This is a genomic window from Winogradskyella sp. HaHa_3_26 (assembly GCF_019278425.1).
Taxonomy (GTDB): domain Bacteria; phylum Bacteroidota; class Bacteroidia; order Flavobacteriales; family Flavobacteriaceae; genus Winogradskyella; species Winogradskyella undariae.
This window is the reverse complement of the sequence record NZ_CP058981.1, coordinates 3,047,713-3,067,199: the sequence shown is the minus strand read 5'-3', so window position 1 is coordinate 3,067,199 and position 19,487 is coordinate 3,047,713. Positions and strand designations below refer to the sequence as shown.

General features: G+C 31.8%; 15 protein-coding genes. All 15 read right to left on the bottom strand.

The window, feature by feature from the left end:
* Nucleotides 1-98: 98 nt before the first annotated feature.
* Nucleotides 99-572, bottom strand: coding sequence for a hypothetical protein (locus H0I32_RS13210; RefSeq protein ID WP_179313859.1), 474 nt, complete (start codon nt 570-572; stop codon nt 99-101).
* Nucleotides 573-684: 112 nt separating this feature from the next.
* Nucleotides 685-1,059, bottom strand: a complete 375-nt coding sequence (locus H0I32_RS13205; RefSeq protein ID WP_179313858.1) for a hypothetical protein — start codon at nt 1,057-1,059, stop codon at nt 685-687.
* A gap of 1 nt (nt 1,060) precedes the next feature.
* Nucleotides 1,061-2,533, bottom strand: coding sequence for a potassium/proton antiporter (locus H0I32_RS13200; protein ID WP_179313857.1), 1,473 nt, complete (start codon nt 2,531-2,533; stop codon nt 1,061-1,063).
* Nucleotides 2,534-2,721: 188 nt separating this feature from the next.
* Entirely contained in the window at nt 2,722-3,663 is a 942-nt protein-coding gene (locus H0I32_RS13195; RefSeq protein ID WP_173588148.1) for an NAD(P)H-dependent flavin oxidoreductase, read from the bottom strand.
* Nucleotide 3,664: 1 nt separating this feature from the next.
* Entirely contained in the window at nt 3,665-5,278 is a 1,614-nt protein-coding gene (locus tag H0I32_RS13190; RefSeq protein ID WP_179313856.1) for a S8 family serine peptidase, read from the bottom strand.
* 110 nt (nt 5,279-5,388) lie between these two features.
* Complete coding sequence (mnmA, locus tag H0I32_RS13185) at nt 5,389-6,576, bottom strand: tRNA 2-thiouridine(34) synthase MnmA (RefSeq protein ID WP_179313855.1); 1,188 nt, start codon at nt 6,574-6,576, stop codon at nt 5,389-5,391.
* A gap of 257 nt (nt 6,577-6,833) precedes the next feature.
* Complete coding sequence (locus H0I32_RS13180; RefSeq protein WP_173588145.1) at nt 6,834-7,544, bottom strand: toxin-antitoxin system YwqK family antitoxin; 711 nt, start codon at nt 7,542-7,544, stop codon at nt 6,834-6,836.
* A gap of 191 nt (nt 7,545-7,735) precedes the next feature.
* Nucleotides 7,736-9,646, bottom strand: coding sequence for a membrane protein insertase YidC (gene yidC, locus H0I32_RS13175; protein WP_179313854.1), 1,911 nt, complete (start codon nt 9,644-9,646; stop codon nt 7,736-7,738).
* A 132-nt stretch (nt 9,647-9,778) separates the two neighbouring features.
* Entirely contained in the window at nt 9,779-11,395 is a 1,617-nt protein-coding gene (locus H0I32_RS13170) for a CTP synthase (RefSeq protein WP_179313853.1), read from the bottom strand.
* 296 nt (nt 11,396-11,691) lie between these two features.
* Nucleotides 11,692-11,925 carry a DUF3820 family protein gene (locus H0I32_RS13165; protein WP_173588142.1) on the bottom strand — a complete coding sequence of 78 codons (234 nt, stop codon included), beginning with the start codon at nt 11,923-11,925 and terminating at the stop codon, nt 11,692-11,694.
* 75 nt (nt 11,926-12,000) lie between these two features.
* Nucleotides 12,001-12,540: a DUF922 domain-containing protein gene (locus H0I32_RS13160; protein WP_218841348.1), complete on the bottom strand. Its 540-nt coding sequence runs from the start codon at nt 12,538-12,540 to the stop codon at nt 12,001-12,003.
* Nucleotides 12,541-12,610: 70 nt separating this feature from the next.
* Nucleotides 12,611-14,521, bottom strand: coding sequence for a LysM peptidoglycan-binding domain-containing protein (locus tag H0I32_RS13155; RefSeq protein ID WP_179313852.1), 1,911 nt, complete (start codon nt 14,519-14,521; stop codon nt 12,611-12,613).
* Nucleotides 14,522-14,620: 99 nt separating this feature from the next.
* Nucleotides 14,621-16,156, bottom strand: coding sequence for a glutamine-hydrolyzing GMP synthase (gene guaA, locus H0I32_RS13150; protein WP_179313851.1), 1,536 nt, complete (start codon nt 16,154-16,156; stop codon nt 14,621-14,623).
* Nucleotides 16,157-16,424: 268 nt separating this feature from the next.
* Complete coding sequence (locus H0I32_RS13145; protein WP_179313850.1) at nt 16,425-17,795, bottom strand: pyridoxal phosphate-dependent decarboxylase family protein; 1,371 nt, start codon at nt 17,793-17,795, stop codon at nt 16,425-16,427.
* Between the two features lie 3 nt (nt 17,796-17,798).
* Entirely contained in the window at nt 17,799-19,397 is a 1,599-nt protein-coding gene (gene bshC, locus H0I32_RS13140; RefSeq protein WP_179313849.1) for a bacillithiol biosynthesis cysteine-adding enzyme BshC, read from the bottom strand.
* Nucleotides 19,398-19,487 lie beyond the last annotated feature (90 nt).

The window sequence follows — 19,487 nt, the reverse complement described above, 5'->3', positions numbered from 1 at the left end:
AGATAAATTTCACAATCTTAAATAATAATTAAGTGCATAAGTAATGTCGCTATAACTGCCCACCCCTTATGCACTTTTTTAATATGAATTTTCTAATTTTAGTTCAATAAATCATGAATCAATTGATTCCATTTTTCTATGGATTGTATTTCACCACTAAATTGATAATTAACTTTTGCATTGTAAAATTCTAAGAAAATGTCTGGCTCTTGTTTCACATCAGAACTAAGTTTTAAGCTAAGACAGTCAATAACTTCACCTTTATTCGCAGATATTCTATTAACTCTACTAATCTCACAACTTTTAATAGTAGAAAGATCTACATACTGAGAAACAATCTCTTCTTTATTTTTTGACACAAAAGAAACTGCCTTTTTTGATTCATCTATACCTATGGCGTAAGCACCACAAATTTCGTGCTTTGTAATTTTAGCCTGATGTTTTTCTGCAACATTTTTAAGTACTTTTAATATTTCTTTTCCTTTTTTATTTCTGCTAATATTTGTTAATATAAAAGGTAATGTACAACATGCAACACCTATAACTCCAATAATAGTTATTCCTAAATTCATTTTTATGTTTTTTTAAATTTTTGATATAATGATTTGTTTATGAAGTGGAACACCACAACATATTAATAAGTTAATTTTGACTACTTAAACTGTAGTTTAAAAAAAACAAGGATTACCAAAAATTATGAAAAGGAAAAATAAGATCAGACTTCCGATGCCTAATCAAAAGGTTTTTGAAGTGATTTTCGTACTGTTTAAACTTAGCATTAAACAGTAATTTATTTAAAAATAAAACGATAACAAAATCGTCTAAAGACAAATCATCGTTAGATACAGAGCTTTCTAAAAAGTTAGATACTGAAATCTCAGATTGATCTGTATGAATAAAATGCGTTTTAGATGCTGTTGAAAAAGAATCTTCTTGTCCATTGTTTTGTACAAAAACCTGTGTATTAGAATTTGTTGCTGTTAATGCAGAAACACCAATACCAAAACAATAAATTGAAATGAATAGTAATACCCTTAAGGTTTGCTCACCTTTTTTCATTCTAAGCTATTTTATTTTGAGCAAGAGCTGCATTGACTTCATCTAAACTATCCTCTTTATCTAAAAGCAGTACAAGCGTATCATTTGCTTCAATAACTGTAGAACCACCTGGACGTACAAATTTATCCCCTCTTTTAATCATAACTATAAATACGGAAATAGGAAAATGTAAATCAATAATTCGTTTATCTACAGCAAAACTATTGGGCAAAATTGAAACTTCTTCCATGGCTGATTTAGGAAGGTTAAGAATATACCTTTCATTTTCTGCAATAGGTTTAACTTTTTCAGGTAAAGCTACTTTTAACCATTTGGCAAAAAGAGACAATGTAGTGCCTTGAATTAAAATAGACGTTACCGATATAAAAAATACAATATTAAAAATCATATTCGCTTTATCAATCCCCGCTAATAACGGATAGGTTGCAAACACAATAGGAACTGCACCACGTAAACCCACCCACGAAATATAAAAACGTCTTTTTAATTTCATTTTGAAAAACATCAAACTTATAAAAACACTTACAGGTCGAGCCACAAGGATTAAAAACACTGAAATAAGTAACCCGATACCCATGTAAGGAATAATTTCGGATGGAAAAACAAGTAGACCGAGTGTAAGGAAAAGAACAATTTGCATTAACCAAGCCATACCATCAAACATCTTTAAAATGGTTGATTTATGTATTAAATCTTGATTACCTAAATAAACTGCACAAATATAAATGGCTAAAAATCCATTTCCACCTACTGCATCAGTCGCAGAGAACGTTATAAACATTAAGGCTATAACCAAAACAGGATAAAGTCCTTCAAAGTCTAACCTAATTCTATTAATAATAATTTTACTTAATTTACCAAAAGCAAATCCGGCAATACCACCTAAAATCATTTGTTGAAAGAACATAAAAATCATAGATAAAATACTTTCATCTTGATTAATGACTAAAGTTAAACAAGCTAATGTTAAGACATAAGCCATAGGGTCATTACTCCCGCTTTCAAGCTCTAATGTTGGTCTTAAATTTGTTTTTAATGCTAAATTCTTAGAACGTAAAATAGAGAATACGGCTGCTGCATCTGTAGAAGATACAATGGAACCTAAAAGCATACTTTCGTAGATTGTAAAATCGGTAACAAACCAAACAAAACCTCCCAATGTAGCTGCTGTAAGAAAAACGCCTAAGGTAGAAAGTACCAATCCTTCTTTTAAAATTGGTTTTATGGATTTAAAATTAGTATCAAGACCTCCTGAAAATAAAATAAAATTAAGAGAAACAATCCCTATAAACTGTGCTAGTTTAGGATCGTCAAAACGAATACCACCAATACCATCAGAACCGGCTAACATACCGATTCCTAAGAATAAAATCAATGTAGGAACACCAAATTTATAAGATGTCTTACCTACTACAATACTTATAAAAAGTAATATAGAGCCTACTAATACTATGTTTTCTATGGTTAAATTCATTGTTTATTAGCTAAATTTTAGCTGAAGCAAATTTAGCTTTTTTATTAATTGAAGACGATAAATTGAATCGTTTAAAAAATACTTATAGGATGAATTGTCAACTTATAAAAAAAGTACTCATAAATACGAATTCTCACCAATATACAAACACTCTAACTACCACACTAAAAATACTTTACAAGCTTTAATTATAATGAATTTATAGACTGTTTTGCCTCTTCAAATTCAGCGACCATTACTTTTACAATTTCCGCAACAGGTTTCACATCATGGATTAAGCCTGCAATTTGTCCAATTTCAAGTTCTCCATCTTCTAAATCACCTTCAAACATTCCTCTTTTAGATCTTGCTCTGCCCAATAATTCTTTAAGTTGCTCTAGTGTAGGACTCGTTTTATAAAGTTCTTGAACCTCGTTATAGAATTTATTCTTAATTAATCTAACAGGCGCTAATTCTTTCAGCGTTAATTGTGTATCTCCTTCTTTAGCATCCACAACAACTTGTTTAAAGGCTTGATGTGCTGATGATTCTTTACTAGCGACAAATCGACTTCCCACTTGTACGCCATCTGCACCTAAAACCATACAAGCTAACATCGCTTTCCCTGTCGCAATACCTCCGGCTGCTATTAATGGAATTTCGAGCTGTTCTTTCACCATTGGAATTAAAGTTAGCGTCGTTGTTTCATCCCTTCCGTTATGCCCACCTGCTTCAAAACCTTCAGCAACAATAGCATCCACTCCTGCAGCTTGCGCTTTTAATGCGAATTTCACACTACTCACAACATGTACTACCGTAATTCCTTTGTCTTGTAACCATTTGGTCCAAGTTTTAGGGTTTCCGGCAGATGTAAATACAATTTTTACATCTTCTTCAACAATAATGTCCATAATTTCTTGAACATTTGGATATAGCATTGGTACGTTAACACCAAAAGGTTGATCAGTTGCTGCCTTACATTTTTTAACATGTTCCCTAAAAACATCAGGATACATAGACCCTGCTCCTATTAAACCTAATATTCCTGAATTACTTGCCGCAGAAGCTAATTTCCAACCACTATTCCAAATCATTCCTGCTTGAATAATTGGGTGTTTTATATTGAAAAGTGAAGTGATTCTATTTGCCATATTATTGTTTTATAAATTTGACTGTTGTTGAATTATTACTCGTTAAAAGCTTCATTAAATAGATACCTGAAGCTAAACTTGAAACATTAAATCCATTTGCATTTTTAGTGATAAACTTAGTTAATACAACTTGCCCTAATTGATTATAAACTACAATTTCAACATCATCTATATTTGAAGGGAAGACAATATTTAATTGAGATTCTACAGGATTAGGATAAAATTTAAAATCTTCTGTGTGAACATTTTCAACAGATAAAAACATACTTCTTGCTAAATTTAAATCAGGAATGCCATAGCCTAAAAAATTATCTGGTGTATTATATTGTGATGCAGATTGTCTTACATAACTTTTAACTTCGCTTGGAGAAGCATCAGGGATTGCTTGCCATAATGAAGCAATACCACCACAAACAATAGGCCCACTAAATGATGTTCCGTTATTTTGAACAACACTATTAAATTCATTAATAACAAAAGCATTTCCTGCCCGTGCTACTACATCTGGTTTTTGATACCCAACCTGTGCGTCACTTCCTTGCGAACTAAATGACACATAAACACCATCTTCATCTACTCCTCCTATAGATAATACATCTGGAGAATCTCCAGGCGAACCTACAGTTTGCCAATCTGTAGCTCCAGAATTACCAGCACTTACAACCACTAAAATTCCTTTTTCTGCAGCAATTGATGCCCCTTTAGAAATGTAAGCCGTTTGGCCGTCCATGTCTAATGGTGAATAGCTGTAATTAGCATTATCATAAGTGGTGTATCCTAATGATGTGTTTATCATATCGACACCTAAACTATCTGCACGTTCTGCAGCTTCTACCCAATAACTTTCTTCTACAGGGTTTTCGCTAGAAGCATCTTCTGTTCTAAATAAATAATAGGAAGCATCTGGTGCTGTACCAACAAAATTATCTTGAACAAAACCAGCCATCGTACTTAACACTTGTGTGCCATGATTACTTGATGTATACTCATAAATTTCTGAAGTTCTATCTACAAAATCATAACCATTAAGCAAACCTCCATTCTCTCTTAAACGTTGGAAAGCTCCCATTGTATTGACATTTGGGAATCCAGAATCCATAACTGCAATTGTAATTCCTTCGCCTGTAAAATCATCTAGATGCAATTGATCTACCGCGATCATTTCTACTTGATTTTGAGTATTTCCGTAAGTAAAAGCTATCGTTTCATCTTCAATATTTATCACTTCTTGCTGATTAGAAGCTCTTGAATCTAAGTCCAAATTATTATCTGCAAAATCTATATAATCTACAAAAGTTAAATTATTTAGAGCATTAACATCAGCTTCAAGTCCCCTAATATGTACCGCATTAAACCATTTAGATTTCGCTAAAACAGTTATTCCTGTTTGAAGTTTTAAATCTGAAATATAAGCTTCATTTACAGGAACATCGCGTTCATCGATTGCTATGTTATGATTCTGTTTTCTGTCGATTGCTTTTTGTGAAAGTATACTAATAGGGTTTGCAATTGAAGCTGAAACATTTGGCTTATCTGTAAAGTAAACCCATGCATCTTCTTGTGCATACGTGCTTGAGACAAAAATTAAAAGTAGTATTGTAAAAATTTTTTTCATAGAACTATAAATCTAACAAGTTCTCGATACAATTTTCAACTAAAAAAGTTAAAAATCACTCGAACTGATAATTTCGGTTTAATTCATCAGAAAAATTAATTAAAAGCGAATTAAGAAATAACCCCTGAACCTACCAACTCATCTCCAAGATACCAGGCTACAAACTGCCCTTCTGTAATTGCAGATTGGTTGTTTTCAAACTCTACGTATAATCCTGAAGCCACTTTATGCAAGGTTGCTTTATCTAAAGTTTGTCTATAGCGTATTCTTGCTAATACAGACATTGTTTCACCTTCTTTTAAAGCTAAATCTGTACGCACCCAATGTAATTCTTCATTAGAAACAAATAATACATTTCTATACAAACCTGGATGTTGTTTTCCTTGACCTGTATAAATAACATTCTCGTTAACATCCGTATCAATTACAAACAACGGCTCTACAGTACCACCAACTCCTAAACCTTTACGTTGACCTTTTGTAAAATAATGAGCACCTTGATGTTTACCTACTATTTTTCCGTCTGAAACTGAATATTCTGGTTTTTTAGACAAGAATTCTAATTCTTTTTCTTTAGAATCAAATGTAGGCTTGGGTTGATTATAAATTTTAAATTCAGAATCAATTTCAACAATATTACCTTCTTTCGGTTTTAATTGTTGTTGTAAAAACTCTGGCAATCTTACTTTACCAATAAAACATAAACCTTGAGAATCTTTCTTATCTGCTGTAATTAAATCTTGAGCTTTGGCAATTTCTCTAACCTCTGGTTTTATTAATTCGCCAATAGGGAACAATGCTTTAGCCAACTGCTTTTGTGACAACTGACATAAGAAATAAGATTGATCTTTATTTCCATCTGCTCCTGCCAAAAGTTGATGAATTTCTTCACCATCTTTTTCAATTGTACTTTTTCTGCAATAATGACCTGTCGCAACATAATCTGCCCCTAACTCTAAAGCGATATCCATAAAGACATCAAACTTTATTTCTCTGTTACAAAGTACATCTGGGTTTGGGGTACGTCCTTTTTCGTATTCATCAAACATATAATCTACAATACGCTCCTTGTATTGTTCGCTTAAATCTACCGTTTGAAAAGGAATACCTAGTTTATCGGCCACTAACATAGCGTCGTTACTATCTTCTAACCAAGGACATTCGTCTGAAATAGTCACAGTATCATCATGCCAATTCTTCATAAAAAGACCTATAACTTCATAGCCTTGCTCCTTTAAAAGATAGGCTGCAACGCTAGAATCTACTCCTCCTGAAAGTCCTACAATGACTCTTTTCATATTATTTATACACTTTTTATCTAAACGTTAGTTCGATTGATTTCGATTATTTCTATCGGAATTGTATCGAGAACATTCTTAACTTAAATTACTTCTCGATACAAAATTCATAAAAATGAATTTCACTCGAAGTGACATAACTCTACTAAAGAGAAATGCAGTTCTTAGTTCGAAAAACTTCCGCAAAATTACAAAATAAAAAAGGCAATCCTATTAAGATTGCCATTCTGAAATACTATGAAAGACATAGCTATAATCTATTCTTTTTCTGAAATCACGGTTTGAGTTGTATGATCTATCTCTTTTGTGACTTTTCCATCTGTATAATACTTCCAAATTCCTTTCTTCTGGTTTTTAATATAACTCCCTTCAGAAGTTAAATTACCATCTGCATCATAATATGATGTTTTACCATCTAATTTATCATCTTTATAATAGGTATGTCTCAGCAAATTATTTTGCTCTGAAAACCATTTGGCTTCACCATCTAATTTTCCATTTTTATAATGTGCACTTTCTGCTAAACCACCATTAAGGTAATACACAAAGCGTTCACCTGAAAGTAAACCTTCGTCATTATAATTTTCAACAATCATTTTAGCTGAAGAATTTTTATGATAAAATACCCATTCACCAACAAAACGTTTACCATTCATTTGGCCCTTACTAATTACTTTTTTATTTGAAGCCAAAAATGTGACATTAGCAATACTATCCTTTTCATTAAAAACTTTTACAGCACTCAATACACTTTTACCTGCAGATAAGGTGTAAAACTTAAACGAATCTATTTCCTTACCATGTTTAAAAACTCCTTCATAGCGTTTTTGGTCTGTTTGGTGATAATCTTTAGACCATAAGCCGTGACGCTCACCATTATTATCAATCTGATTTACAGGTATTTGAGCATATACAGATATTGAACATAATATAAAAGTGCAAAGTGTAAAAACGATTGATTTAGTCATTTTATAATTTATTAATTAAGCAAACCTACAAAGGTTTGTTTAATTAACAATCTTAAAACAATTAAAAATATTAAAAATAACTTCAAATTACGTAATGAGTTCTATAAAACAATTAAGCCTCAACACAAAGTGCTAAGGCTTAATTAATATGTTTCAAGATTATTGAAACTTGTAGGTATTAAAAGAAAGAATTATTTTTTCTTTCCTTTTTGTTGTGCCTGTTTTTGTTGCTCAGCTTGCTCCATCATCTCAGCCATTTTTTTCTGAAACTTGTTTTGTTTCTTTGGCTTTGTTTTACTGACTTCAATCTTAGCTAAAACTTTATCTTCATCAATAATGTAATTTTTAATTACTAACATAATTCCGATACTAATTGAGTTCGATATAAAGTAATATAAACTTAAACCAGAAGCATAATTATTAAAAAATACTAACATCATTAATGGTGAGAAGTAAATCATGTACTTCATCATTTTTGCCATATCTGGCATCCCTTCTTGTGTTGGTTGGTTTGCCACTTGCTGACCTGTAGTCATTTTCATGTAAAAGAAAATTGCAACAGCTGCTAATATTGGAAATAAACTAACGTGATCTCCGTATAAAGGAATATGGAATGGTAAATCTAAAACGGAATCGAAAGAACTTAAATCGTCTGCCCAAAGAAAACTTTTTTGTCTTAAATCGAATGCTGTCGGGAAAAACTGAAACAAAGCATAGAATACAGGAATCTGCATTAAACCAGGCAAACAACCACTTAATGGACTCGCTCCAGCTTTACTCTGTATAGCCATTGTTTCTTGTTGAGCTTTTAACTTATTGTCTTTATACTTTTCTCTTACAGCATCTAATTCTGGTTTTAAGATTTTCATCTTAGCCTGAGATAAGAACTGCTTGTACTGTACAAATGATAATAAAATTTTAACCATTATAGTCATCACAATAATAGCAATACCATAAGGTAAATAGCTACTTAAGAATCCAAATAATGGGATAAAAAGCATTTTATTAATCCATCCAAAAATACCCCAACCAAAAGGAATACTTTCTTCTAAATCTTTATCATAGTCTTTTAAGATTGTATTTGAAGTTGGACCGTAATACAAACCAAAGTTTTTATTAAGCTCACCTCCACTATATGCCAATGGCATTTTAGTTGTATATAATTTGGTATGTGTTGTATCTATTTCTTCATCTTTAACTAAGTCTAAAGATGTAATAGCAACATCATTAAAACGACTATCCTTAGCCACTAAAATAGTACTGAAGAAATGCTGTCTATAAGACAACCAATCTACATCATTAATTAGGTCATCATCATCTTTGGCTTGTGATAATTTATCAACCTTACCATCATCATGCATGTAAGTTAAACGCGTATAACGATTCTCGTAAGTAATACTTTTAGAATGACGGATACTTTTTTGTTTCCAATCTAAAGTTATAGGCTGAGAGGTATTAAACACACCACTTAAACCTTGAGATCGGATTGAAAAATCAATCATATAATCGTCAGGTTTCAACTCATAACGATATTCTAAGAATGAAGATTCTGATACTTTAAGTTTCATAGAAACTATAGTATTCTCACCATTTTTAGTTACAGTAGGTTCAAAAGGAAAATCTTGTGTATTTAAAGTTCTATTATCAGAAGTTCCAAAAGTAATGTTGAAAGCACTATTTTGATCTTTTACCATATAAACAGGTACAGAATCATAGTCTACAAAATTTCTTAATTTAACCTCAGCAAGATGACCACCTTTATTGTTAAATTTTAATTCAAAAACATCTGTAGATACCGTTGTTTGTTTTTCTGAATCAGAAGGTAAACTTAAAGCATATGCAAAAGCACCTACTTTATTTTGGAGTGCTGCTTTTTGAGTAGAATCTAAAACTTGTGTATTAGAGTAATCACTTGAAGTGGTGATTAAGGTTTCTTTTTGGTTACTTTCATTATTTTCAGCTTCCACTTTTTCTTGCTCTGCTTTTTCTTGTGCTGCAAGCTCTTCGGGAGTGGGTTGGTTTTGATACATTATAAATAATAATATACCAAAGATGAGTACAAAACCTATAATAGATTTAACGTCGAATTTCTTTTCTTCCATGTATTTTCAATTTCCGACTTGGCAGTTCTTTGTAATAAAATTAAATCAGATATAACTGAACAAGTCTAATAAGGTAACAATTTGGATAACTCAAATAGTTATCCAAATTTTAGTTTGCGACAAAGTGGCACATTATTTTTTCTTACTGTATTTTAAGGCTGCACCTACAAATGCGACAAATAAAGGGTGTGGACTTTTTACCGTACTCTTATATTCTGGATGATACTGTACACCAACAAACCAATCGTTAGCAGGGATTTCTACAATTTCTACTAAACCTGTTTCAGGATTGAAACCTGTAGCTTTCATCCCAGCTTCTTCTAATTTTGCTTTATAATCGTTATTAAGCTCAAAACGGTGTCTGTGCCTTTCTGTAATTAATTCAGAATTATAAACTTTATAAGCTATACTTTCTGTATCTAATTTACAATCCCATGTTCCTAAACGCATGGTTCCTCCTTTATTAACAACACCTTTTTGAGATGCCATTAAATTAATAACAGGATCTGGAGTTTGCTCATCCATTTCTACTGAATTAGCTTTAGGAAGATTTAATACATTTCTAGAATATTCAATAACTGCCATTTGCATTCCTAAGCAAATCCCTAAGAACGGGATGTTATGTTCTCTTACATAACGAACAGCATCAATCTTACCTTCAATTCCACGTTCGCCAAATCCTGGAGCAACTAATACACCATCTAAATGACCTAGCTTAAATTCTATATTACTTACTGATAAATATTCAGAGTGAATAGGCTCTACATTAACCTTAACTTCGTTTTCAGCACCTGCATGAATAAAAGCCTCTAATATTGATTTATAAGAATCTTGAAGTTCTACATATTTACCAATTAATCCAATAGTAACTTCACTTTTTGGATTTTTATGACGCTTTAAAAATTCATTCCATCTCGTTAAATCTGGAACAGAACTTTTAAGGTTTAATTGATTTAGAACTACTTTATCTAAACCTTCTTCTAACATTAGGTTTGGAACATCATATATAGTAGATGCATCAATAGATTCTATAACAGCTTCTTTTTTCACATTACAAAAACGCGCTAGTTTAGTTTTTAAACTATCGTTAAGTTTATGCTCTGTTCTACAGACCAAAATATCGGCTTGCACACCACTCTCCATCAAAGTTTTAACACTGTGTTGGGTTGGTTTGGTTTTTAATTCACCTGCAGCAGAAAGATAAGGCACTAATGTTAAGTGAATTACACAAGTATTATGTTCTCCTAAATCCCATTCTAATTGTCTAACGGCTTCGATATATGGTAAAGATTCGATATCACCAACGGTTCCTCCGATTTCAGTAATAACAATATCGTAATCACCAGAATTTCCTAAAATTTGGATTCTACGCTTAATTTCATCTGTGATATGAGGAATAACCTGAACTGTTTTTCCTAAAAACTCACCACGTCTTTCTTTATCAATAACGCTTTGGTAAATTCTACCAGTAGTAACGTTATTGGCTTGAGATGTTGGTACGTTTAAGAAACGTTCGTAATGTCCAAGATCTAAATCAGTTTCGGCTCCATCATCCGTTACGTAGCATTCACCATGCTCGTAGGGATTTAAAGTACCGGGATCGATGTTAATGTATGGATCTAATTTTTGGATGGTTGCTCTGTAACCTTGTGATTGTAGGAGTTTAGCTAGTGATGCAGCTATAATACCTTTTCCTAAGGAAGAAGATACGCCTCCGGTTACAAAAATATACTTCGGGTTTGTGGTCATGATACGTTATTAAACGCAGGCAAAATTACGAAATTTAATGAGTTATTCTCTATTTGTTTATGGTTTGTTGATATGTTATTATTTACATCTATTAACATCGCTAAAAAACCGGCTTAAACAATAGCTTTCAAATGTTTAAGAATAAAAACAAATATTCTTTTAGTGCTTCTAAACAAGACTCTTTTACTTTAATACCTAAATGATATTACAACTTGTATTTATTTGAAGGAATATATACCGTAATTTGAATTAAAAAAACAACTCAAAAAAAATTAATAAGTAGAAAAAAGAGCGTGTTAGGATTGCTTTTTAAAATCTCTACGAATCGTATAAATTAATTCTTCTAATCCATTAATTTTAATTTCGCACATCTGTGCCATCATACGTCCTAGTTTACCTTCTGGAAATCCTTTTTGTTGATACCAAATATAATAAGGTTCAGGAATATCTATTAAATATTGATTTTTGTATTTACCAAAAGGCATTTTGTAGTGTGCCAGTTCAATTAAAACTGTTCCGTCTAATTCCATTTTAATTGAAATTTAGTTTAGATAAAAAAGGTTAAGGTGTTGTGTATTGATAATAACAATAAGTCGTTTAATCTCTTAAATTGATTTAAACGCCTCTAATTTATCAAGTTCTTTTTGAATGTTTGTATTCCATTCTTTTTGCATTTCAACATTCAATGAGTGATTGGTTTGCATATCGTATCGTTGTTGAGTTTCATTCAACTCTTCATTAATAGCTGCATGCAATCTTTTCATCTGTGCTTTTACATTCTTATTAACTTCTAATTTTGCTAATTTTTGCCTAAACTGACGTGCATAGAGTTCTGTAATATCAAAATGTAATTGCTCATGATTTAAAATGTAAGTATTACTCTTATCTTTTAAATACCATGATTTATTTGGATAAAAATGGGTAAAAACTGTTGTAGAAAAATCTACAATTTTTTTCTCTGAAGTTTTAACCGAAAAACCAAAAGTTATACCTGAAGCTGTTAATGCAACGGCATCAGATCCTGAATCTGGAGTTCCTTTAAAGTCTGCCCAAGTTAATTTAACATCTTCATTCCATGTTAAAGATTCTTCACTTGTAGCACTTCCTATAAAAAGAAAGCTTAATAAAAAGATAAGTGTTTTCAATTTTTGTTTTTCAATAGTAGAACTAATACAAATGGACTAAAAACGTTATAAAACGCATAAATATTCTTTATTATTTTGCTTCTACAATTCTAAGGTTATCAAACTTTACAATATAAACAGCTTGATTTATATAACCTCCAAATAAGGTTTTAGTATATCTAAATTTATTCTCTACATATTCTGTTTCAACAGTATCTGAAGATGCTTCATATAAATTTTCTGCAGATGCTAAACGCATTAATAAATCTAAAGTAATATCAAAACCACGTGCTACATATTTACTAGGCGACACTCCATATTCTTTTCTATATTTCTCTACAAAACCATTAGATTTAGTTTCGTCAAAATCTTTATGTATTGAAGCATAATGAAACTTAAGATTAGATAAATTATTATTATCAACATCCTTACCTTCAAAAGCTTTCCCTTTATTTAGCGTTGTAAGTACAATTTCTGTTTGCTTATTTACAAATCCATTAAGCATACTAATTACACTTGTAGAAAAAGAATAATTATCGGTTTCTAGAAAAACAATTGTTTTTCCTGGAGAGAAAACAGGTTCTAATTCTGCATGATAAACAAAAAATCCATCTTTAGATTTATGTTTTTTATCATATCTAGAAAAAATAAGTTTAGAGTTAGGAAACATTTTTTGTAAAGATTCACTACTCTCTCTGTGCTCATGATCTGAAATAATAACCACCTTAGTTTTTAAACTATCTGCTTTTACAAAATCGATCATTGCTTTACGCAACAGTTTATCTTCTGGCAAAGTTTGAAACACATTACTTAAAATATCTTTAGGCTTAATCATCGATGCAATAACAGGAACATTATCTCCTTTTAATGCCATTGCTACACGACTAAAACTCTCATCTTGCATTGGTCCAATAATAGCATCGTAATCTGAAAAATCATTTTCGGCTAATATATTTCCTGTTTCTGCAATATGATAACGTGTATCAAAAACCTTTAAATCTGTAGAAATCCCTAATTGTTTAGCAGAATCTAAAGCCATCATTACACCAACATGAAAATCTAAAACAGTAGATAATAATCTATTGTCTTTCATCATATTTTTTGTTTCTGCTACAGCATCTACATCAATTCTATCAAGACGATAAGGCATCATTAACGCAATTTTTTTAGTTTTAAAATTGCTTAAAATCCCTTTTAAATTTGTAGTCTCTACAGTATCTAATGCACTTAGTGTATCTACAGCTTCTGGCACTTTTAACACCATACCTGCTTTTAAACCTGTTTCTTTTAATTCTGGGTTTAATGTTTCTAGCTGTTCTTGAGTTAGATTCAACTTCACCTTTAATCTATAAAACCCTTCTTTAGGTAATACTTCATAATACCCAAATGTTGATTCGATTTCCTTTTCTTCTTGATCGTGAATATTAGGAACATTTAACTCATCACCAGGTTGAATAGTTTCATTCATAGAGGGATTTAAAGCCTCTAAATCTGCAACAGAAATACCAAACTTATAAGCTATTCTCCATTTTCCTTCTTTAGCTTGAACTGTATATTTTTTTACAGTATTATTTAAAGTTTGCTTAGATGCAACCGTTTTATAACGAGGAATTCTAAGTTTATCTCCTTTTTTAAGATTTTCAGAATATAAAAAACGATTTGCTTTTTTTATTTCATCTTCAGAAATACTATATTGCTTAGACAAGCCATATAATGTTTCTTTTCTTTTGACTTTATGCGTTTTATAACCTGTTAACTCCTTACTATCTTCCATAATAGCATCATTCTTAATTTTAGAATTAGGAATAATTAATACAGAATTAGGTTGAAACTTACGTTGCGCATCTGGATTTAAAGCATAAATATCGAAAGGCGTTACTAAATAGGCCTTAGCGATACTTTCTATAGTTTCTCCTGGCTTTACAGTATGCTCAATATATTTTTGTTGCGCACTGAGGCCAATTGAAAATGCAATTAATAGGATGGCTAAAATATTTTTCATAAAATCTTATTTATACCTACAAGGTTTTATAAAACCTCGTAGGATTTTTTTTATGTTAAGTCTAATATTAATGACTGTGACTAAACACTATTACTCTTTTTATTCCCACTCAATAGTAGCAGGTGGCTTAGAACTGATATCGTATACTACTCTATTGACACCTTTTACTTTATTGATAATTTCATTTGATGTTTTCTGTAAAAACTCATAAGGTAAATTTACCCAATCAGCCGTCATACCATCTGTACTTTCTACTGCTCTTAAAGCAACACATTTTTCGTAAGTACGCTCATCTCCCATTACACCAACACTATTAACGGGTAATAACATGGCTCCTGCTTGCCATACTTTGTCATACAGATTCCAAGTACGTAGGTTATTAATAAAAATAGCATCTACCTCTTGTAATATACGCACCTTTTCTTCTGTTAGATCTCCAAGAATACGAATCGCTAACCCTGGTCCCGGAAAAGGATGACGGCCAAGTAAATGTTTATCCATATTCATAGAAGCACCAACACGTCTCACTTCATCTTTAAATAAAGCTTTAAGCGGCTCTACCACTTTTAATTTCATAAAATCTGGCAATCCACCAACATTATGGTGACTCTTTATCGTTGCACTTGGCCCACCTGTTGCCGAAACACTTTCTATAACATCAGGGTAAATTGTTCCTTGCGCTAACCATTTTACATCTTGAATTAAATGCGCTTCATCATCAAAAACTTCAATGAACACACGACCAATAGCTTTTCTTTTTAGCTCTGGATCGCTTAATCCCTTTAAGGCATCCAAAAAGCGTGCCGAAGCATCTACGCCTTTAACATTAAGTCCCATACCTTCGTATTGTTTTAATACATCTACGAATTCATTTTTTCTTAATAAACCATTGTTTACAAAAACACAATAAAGGTTTTTACCAATTGCTTTATGTAATAACATAGCTGCTACTGAAGAATCTACACCTCCAGATAAACCAAGGACAACTTTATCATTTCCTAATTGTTCCTTTAATCCATCAACGGTTTCTTCGACAAAAGATTGTGGTGTCCAGTCTTGTTCAACTTTTGCAATCTTAACTAAAAAGTTATTTAAAAGTTGAGAACCATCTGTAGAATGGTAAACTTCTGGGTGAAACTGAATAGCATAGGTGTCTTCACCTTCAATTCTGTATGCTGCATTTTTTACATCACCAGTACTAGCCAATAAAACACCACCTGTTGGTAACTGCTTTATGGTATCACTATGACTCATCCAAACTTGGCTGCCTTCATGTATATTTTCAAAGAAAGCTTCATCAGTTTTAATAAAACTTAAGTTCGCTCTTCCGTATTCACGCGTATTAGATTCTGCAACTTCTCCACCAGAGAAATGTGCTAAATATTGCGCTCCATAACAAACGGCAAGCATTGGTTTTTTTCCTCTAATGTTTTCTAATTCTGGATGAAGCACAGCTTCTCCTCTTACGGAATTAGGGCTACCAGATAAAATAACAGCTTTAAAACTATCTGAATCTGAAGGAATTTTATTGAATGGGTGAATTTCGCAATAGATGTTTAATTCTCTAACGCGACGCGCAATAAGCTGTGTGTATTGCGATCCGAAATCTAGTATAAGTACTTTGTTGTGTTGCATGCGCAAAAATAAGGATTGATTTTGAAATTTTCGATTTAGGAATTATATAAATTTAAAAAAATATTAAATCATTAAAAAACAATGTTTTAAATAATTAATTTTGAAACAAAACGACAAATATTTAACTTCATAAATACTATTACTAATAAAGATATATGAAGATTTATCCTTCAATTATTCTAACTTCTGTTATATTCTTAAAAACACTAAAACGGTTATTAGTCTTTTTGAACCAATAACCGCTTTAAAAAATAGAATCTTAAATATTCTATTCCATAGTTTCTAAGATCATTTCTATATCTTTTTCTGTAGTATCTGGATTTATAAAACAAAAACGCGAACAAGTTTCATAAGTATCTCCGTTTTTCCACTTGGTTGGTGTTACTAAAGCGAATCCTTTTTCATGGTTTTCGTAAGTCCAATGTGTATAATCTTCTGGTTCCCATCCTATTCTTCGATATAAAACACAAGATAAACTTGGTTCTCTTACCAATTCTAAATCAGGATGCGCTTCTATTAAACGCCCTGCAATTTGTGCCAATTCTAAACCTCGTTCTACCGCTTCTTTATAACGATCTGTTCCGTGTGTTGCTAAAGAGAACCATAAAGGCAAGCCTCTAACACGTCTGGTTAATTGAATTTGATAATCCGTTGGATTAAATCCGTGAGCACCTTCATCTTTAAAAATATCTAAATATGAGCCTTGCTGAGAATGCGCATTTTTAGCTAACTCCATATTTTTATAAAGTACAGCACCACAATCGTAAGGTGAAAACATCCATTTATGTGGATCAATTGTAATACTATCTGCTCTTTCTATCCCGTTAAACAAATGACGAACAGAATCGGCTACCAACGCTCCTCCTCCATAAGCCGCATCGATATGAAACCATAAATTATGCTCTTCACAAACATCTGCAATACCAGATAAATCATCAATAATACCTGCATTTGTTGTTCCTCCAGTACCTACAACAGCAAATAAACATTTACGTTGGTGATCTGTTAAACTTGCTATTTTTTCTTTTAATGCCTCTCCTGTTAAATGCTCTTCAGAATCTACTAAAAGAATATCTACATCTGCAACTTTTGCCATTGCTTTTACAGAAGAATGCGCTCCCATAGACGTAATAATTAATCCTTTTTCACGATTAAATTCTGGGTTTTCTCTCCAATGCTCTCTTGCAGTAACAATAGCGGATAAATTAGCTGCTGTTCCTCCACTTGTAAACACTCCAAAAGCGCCTTCTGGCATCCCTGTTAAAGAAACAATCCAGCTCATAGCTTCATTCTCACAAAAAATACCGCCTGCACCTTCCATCCAATATGCGCCATGAATACTTGATGCCGCCGTAATTAAATCGAACATAATGGCTGCTTTTGTAGGAGCTGCTGGCACAAATGCTAAATTACGAGGATGATCTACCGGTACATTTGCCTTTGATAAATGCTCTTTCCATAAATTAAAAGCATATTCTCCTCCAACACCTTTTTCAGTTACCGTATCTCCAACTAAAGCTTTTAAATCTTCATACTTTTTAGGTTTTCCTATTTGATGTTCTGTAGCTGAAACTCTTCCGATGACATATTTCATGACATCTAAAGTCATTTCAATAAGATCAATATCAATGTGATGCATTAATTATTTTAAATTTAATATTAAAAATTCGCCTTTAAGTGGCTCTAAGGTTTTGGTTAATTCTGTAATTAATTGGTCGCCATACTCTAAATACAATTCTGAAAAATTAGTATTTCGTTCTTGTAAACTTTGACCAGGAAATAATTGGTCTTGCAAATCTGTACAGCGTTCTATCTGATCTGCAAGCTTTCTTTTCTGGGCTTTTAACAAACGTTTTTCTAAATGTTTTAAACCCTTTATTTGTTTTACTTCTTGAGATTTTACAGCACCAACAAAAGATGCATCGGTTTGTTCTGCTAAATCGAAAAGATCCTTAAACTGCGTTTCTAAATGTTTAATTTGCTCTGTAAAGTCAATATCTATATTAGAAATCTTTCGGACTTTCTTATTAATAAAAGAGTGACGGTCTAAAAACAAATCGTGATTAGAAATATGTAAATTTTCTAATTTATCTGCTTGCTTTTCTGATTTTACTAAAGCTGAATTTCTAAGTAGTAATATTGGAAACGTAACGTTTTGAGCTTCAAAATTAGCTTTCAATTGTAGCCAATAAATCATTTCTCCTCCTCCACCAATGTAACAAAGATTCGGTAAAATTACCTCTTGATATAAGGGGCGCATAATTACATTTGGCGAGAAACGCTCTGGAAACTCATCAAGATGATTTAGCAGTTCGCTTTGACTCCATGATATTTCTGATTCTAAAACAGAAAAGACACTATCTTTTTCTACAATGCGTTCTCTTAATCCGTCTTTAATATAGAATAGATTAATTTCTCTTGGATTCACTTGAATTGTTAATTCTAAATCTTCAAGTTTTTTATTCGTTTCAGAAACGTTCTTAAAAGCCGTTTGCTCTAATAATTCCGACTTCATCTGTGGAATAAACAAACGCTTTAGGTCCCTATCATCAGCATCTAAAATTACCAATCCTTGGTCGCTAAATAATTCGTTTGCTAAATATCGCGTAGCATCTGCTAAATTATCGTGATTAAGATACGCTTCTTTAAACCATGTTTTTAATTGCTCAGCATTTTTTCCTGCTCCAAATTCTGAAGAAATGACATCAAAAACATCTTCTAAACCTTTTGTATTAAAATGACCAACAGCTCCGGTTTGCCCAGAGTTCCATTGTATTTTTTTACCTTTAAAGTTGAAGTAATTGATTTCTTCAAAATCGTGATCTTCAGAAGCCATCCAATATATAGGAACAAAGTTATATTTTGGGTAGGTTGCTTTTAATTGCTTCGTAAGGTTAATGGTTGAAATTATCTTGTACAGAAAATAAAGTGGTCCTGTAAATAAATTTAACTGATGTCCTGTAGTAATTGTAAAGGTGTTTTCAGTCTTTAAGCTTTCAATATTTTCAGCAGTTAATTCTGATGTTTTAAGCTTTTTATATTGTTTTTTTAAGCTTTCAACTAAAACAGATCTTGACTGCGCTTTAACTGATAATTGTTTTTCTTCAATCTGAGCTTTAAAATTCTCTAGTTTCGGAAAACGATGATAAAAGTCTTTTAATTCAGGTTTCTGATCTAAATAGTCACATATAAAGTCTGAAAAATAATGGGTTTCCCTAAACGGAATACAGTCGGTTGGCATACAAATTATTTATTAGGGTATAAATATACTGCTCTTCTATTTTTTAACTGCTAATTTTTAGTTAATTCAGCTGAGCAATGTATATTTACT

Coding starts and splice junctions, on each gene's coding strand:
- H0I32_RS13210 (WP_179313859.1), bottom strand. CDS start 572: ATGAATTTAGGAATAACTATTATTGGAGTTATAGGTGTTGCATGTTGT.
- H0I32_RS13205 (WP_179313858.1), bottom strand. CDS start 1,059: ATGAAAAAAGGTGAGCAAACCTTAAGGGTATTACTATTCATTTCAATT.
- H0I32_RS13200 (WP_179313857.1), bottom strand. CDS start 2,533: ATGAATTTAACCATAGAAAACATAGTATTAGTAGGCTCTATATTACTT.
- H0I32_RS13195 (WP_173588148.1), bottom strand. CDS start 3,663: ATGGCAAATAGAATCACTTCACTTTTCAATATAAAACACCCAATTATT.
- H0I32_RS13190 (WP_179313856.1), bottom strand. CDS start 5,278: ATGAAAAAAATTTTTACAATACTACTTTTAATTTTTGTCTCAAGCACG.
- mnmA (WP_179313855.1), bottom strand. CDS start 6,576: ATGAAAAGAGTCATTGTAGGACTTTCAGGAGGAGTAGATTCTAGCGTT.
- H0I32_RS13180 (WP_173588145.1), bottom strand. CDS start 7,544: ATGACTAAATCAATCGTTTTTACACTTTGCACTTTTATATTATGTTCA.
- yidC (WP_179313854.1), bottom strand. CDS start 9,646: ATGGAAGAAAAGAAATTCGACGTTAAATCTATTATAGGTTTTGTACTC.
- H0I32_RS13170 (WP_179313853.1), bottom strand. CDS start 11,395: ATGACCACAAACCCGAAGTATATTTTTGTAACCGGAGGCGTATCTTCT.
- H0I32_RS13165 (WP_173588142.1), bottom strand. CDS start 11,925: ATGGAATTAGACGGAACAGTTTTAATTGAACTGGCACACTACAAAATG.
- H0I32_RS13155 (WP_179313852.1), bottom strand. CDS start 14,521: ATGAAAAATATTTTAGCCATCCTATTAATTGCATTTTCAATTGGCCTC.
- guaA (WP_179313851.1), bottom strand. CDS start 16,156: ATGCAACACAACAAAGTACTTATACTAGATTTCGGATCGCAATACACA.
- H0I32_RS13145 (WP_179313850.1), bottom strand. CDS start 17,795: ATGCATCACATTGATATTGATCTTATTGAAATGACTTTAGATGTCATG.
- bshC (WP_179313849.1), bottom strand. CDS start 19,397: ATGCCAACCGACTGTATTCCGTTTAGGGAAACCCATTATTTTTCAGAC.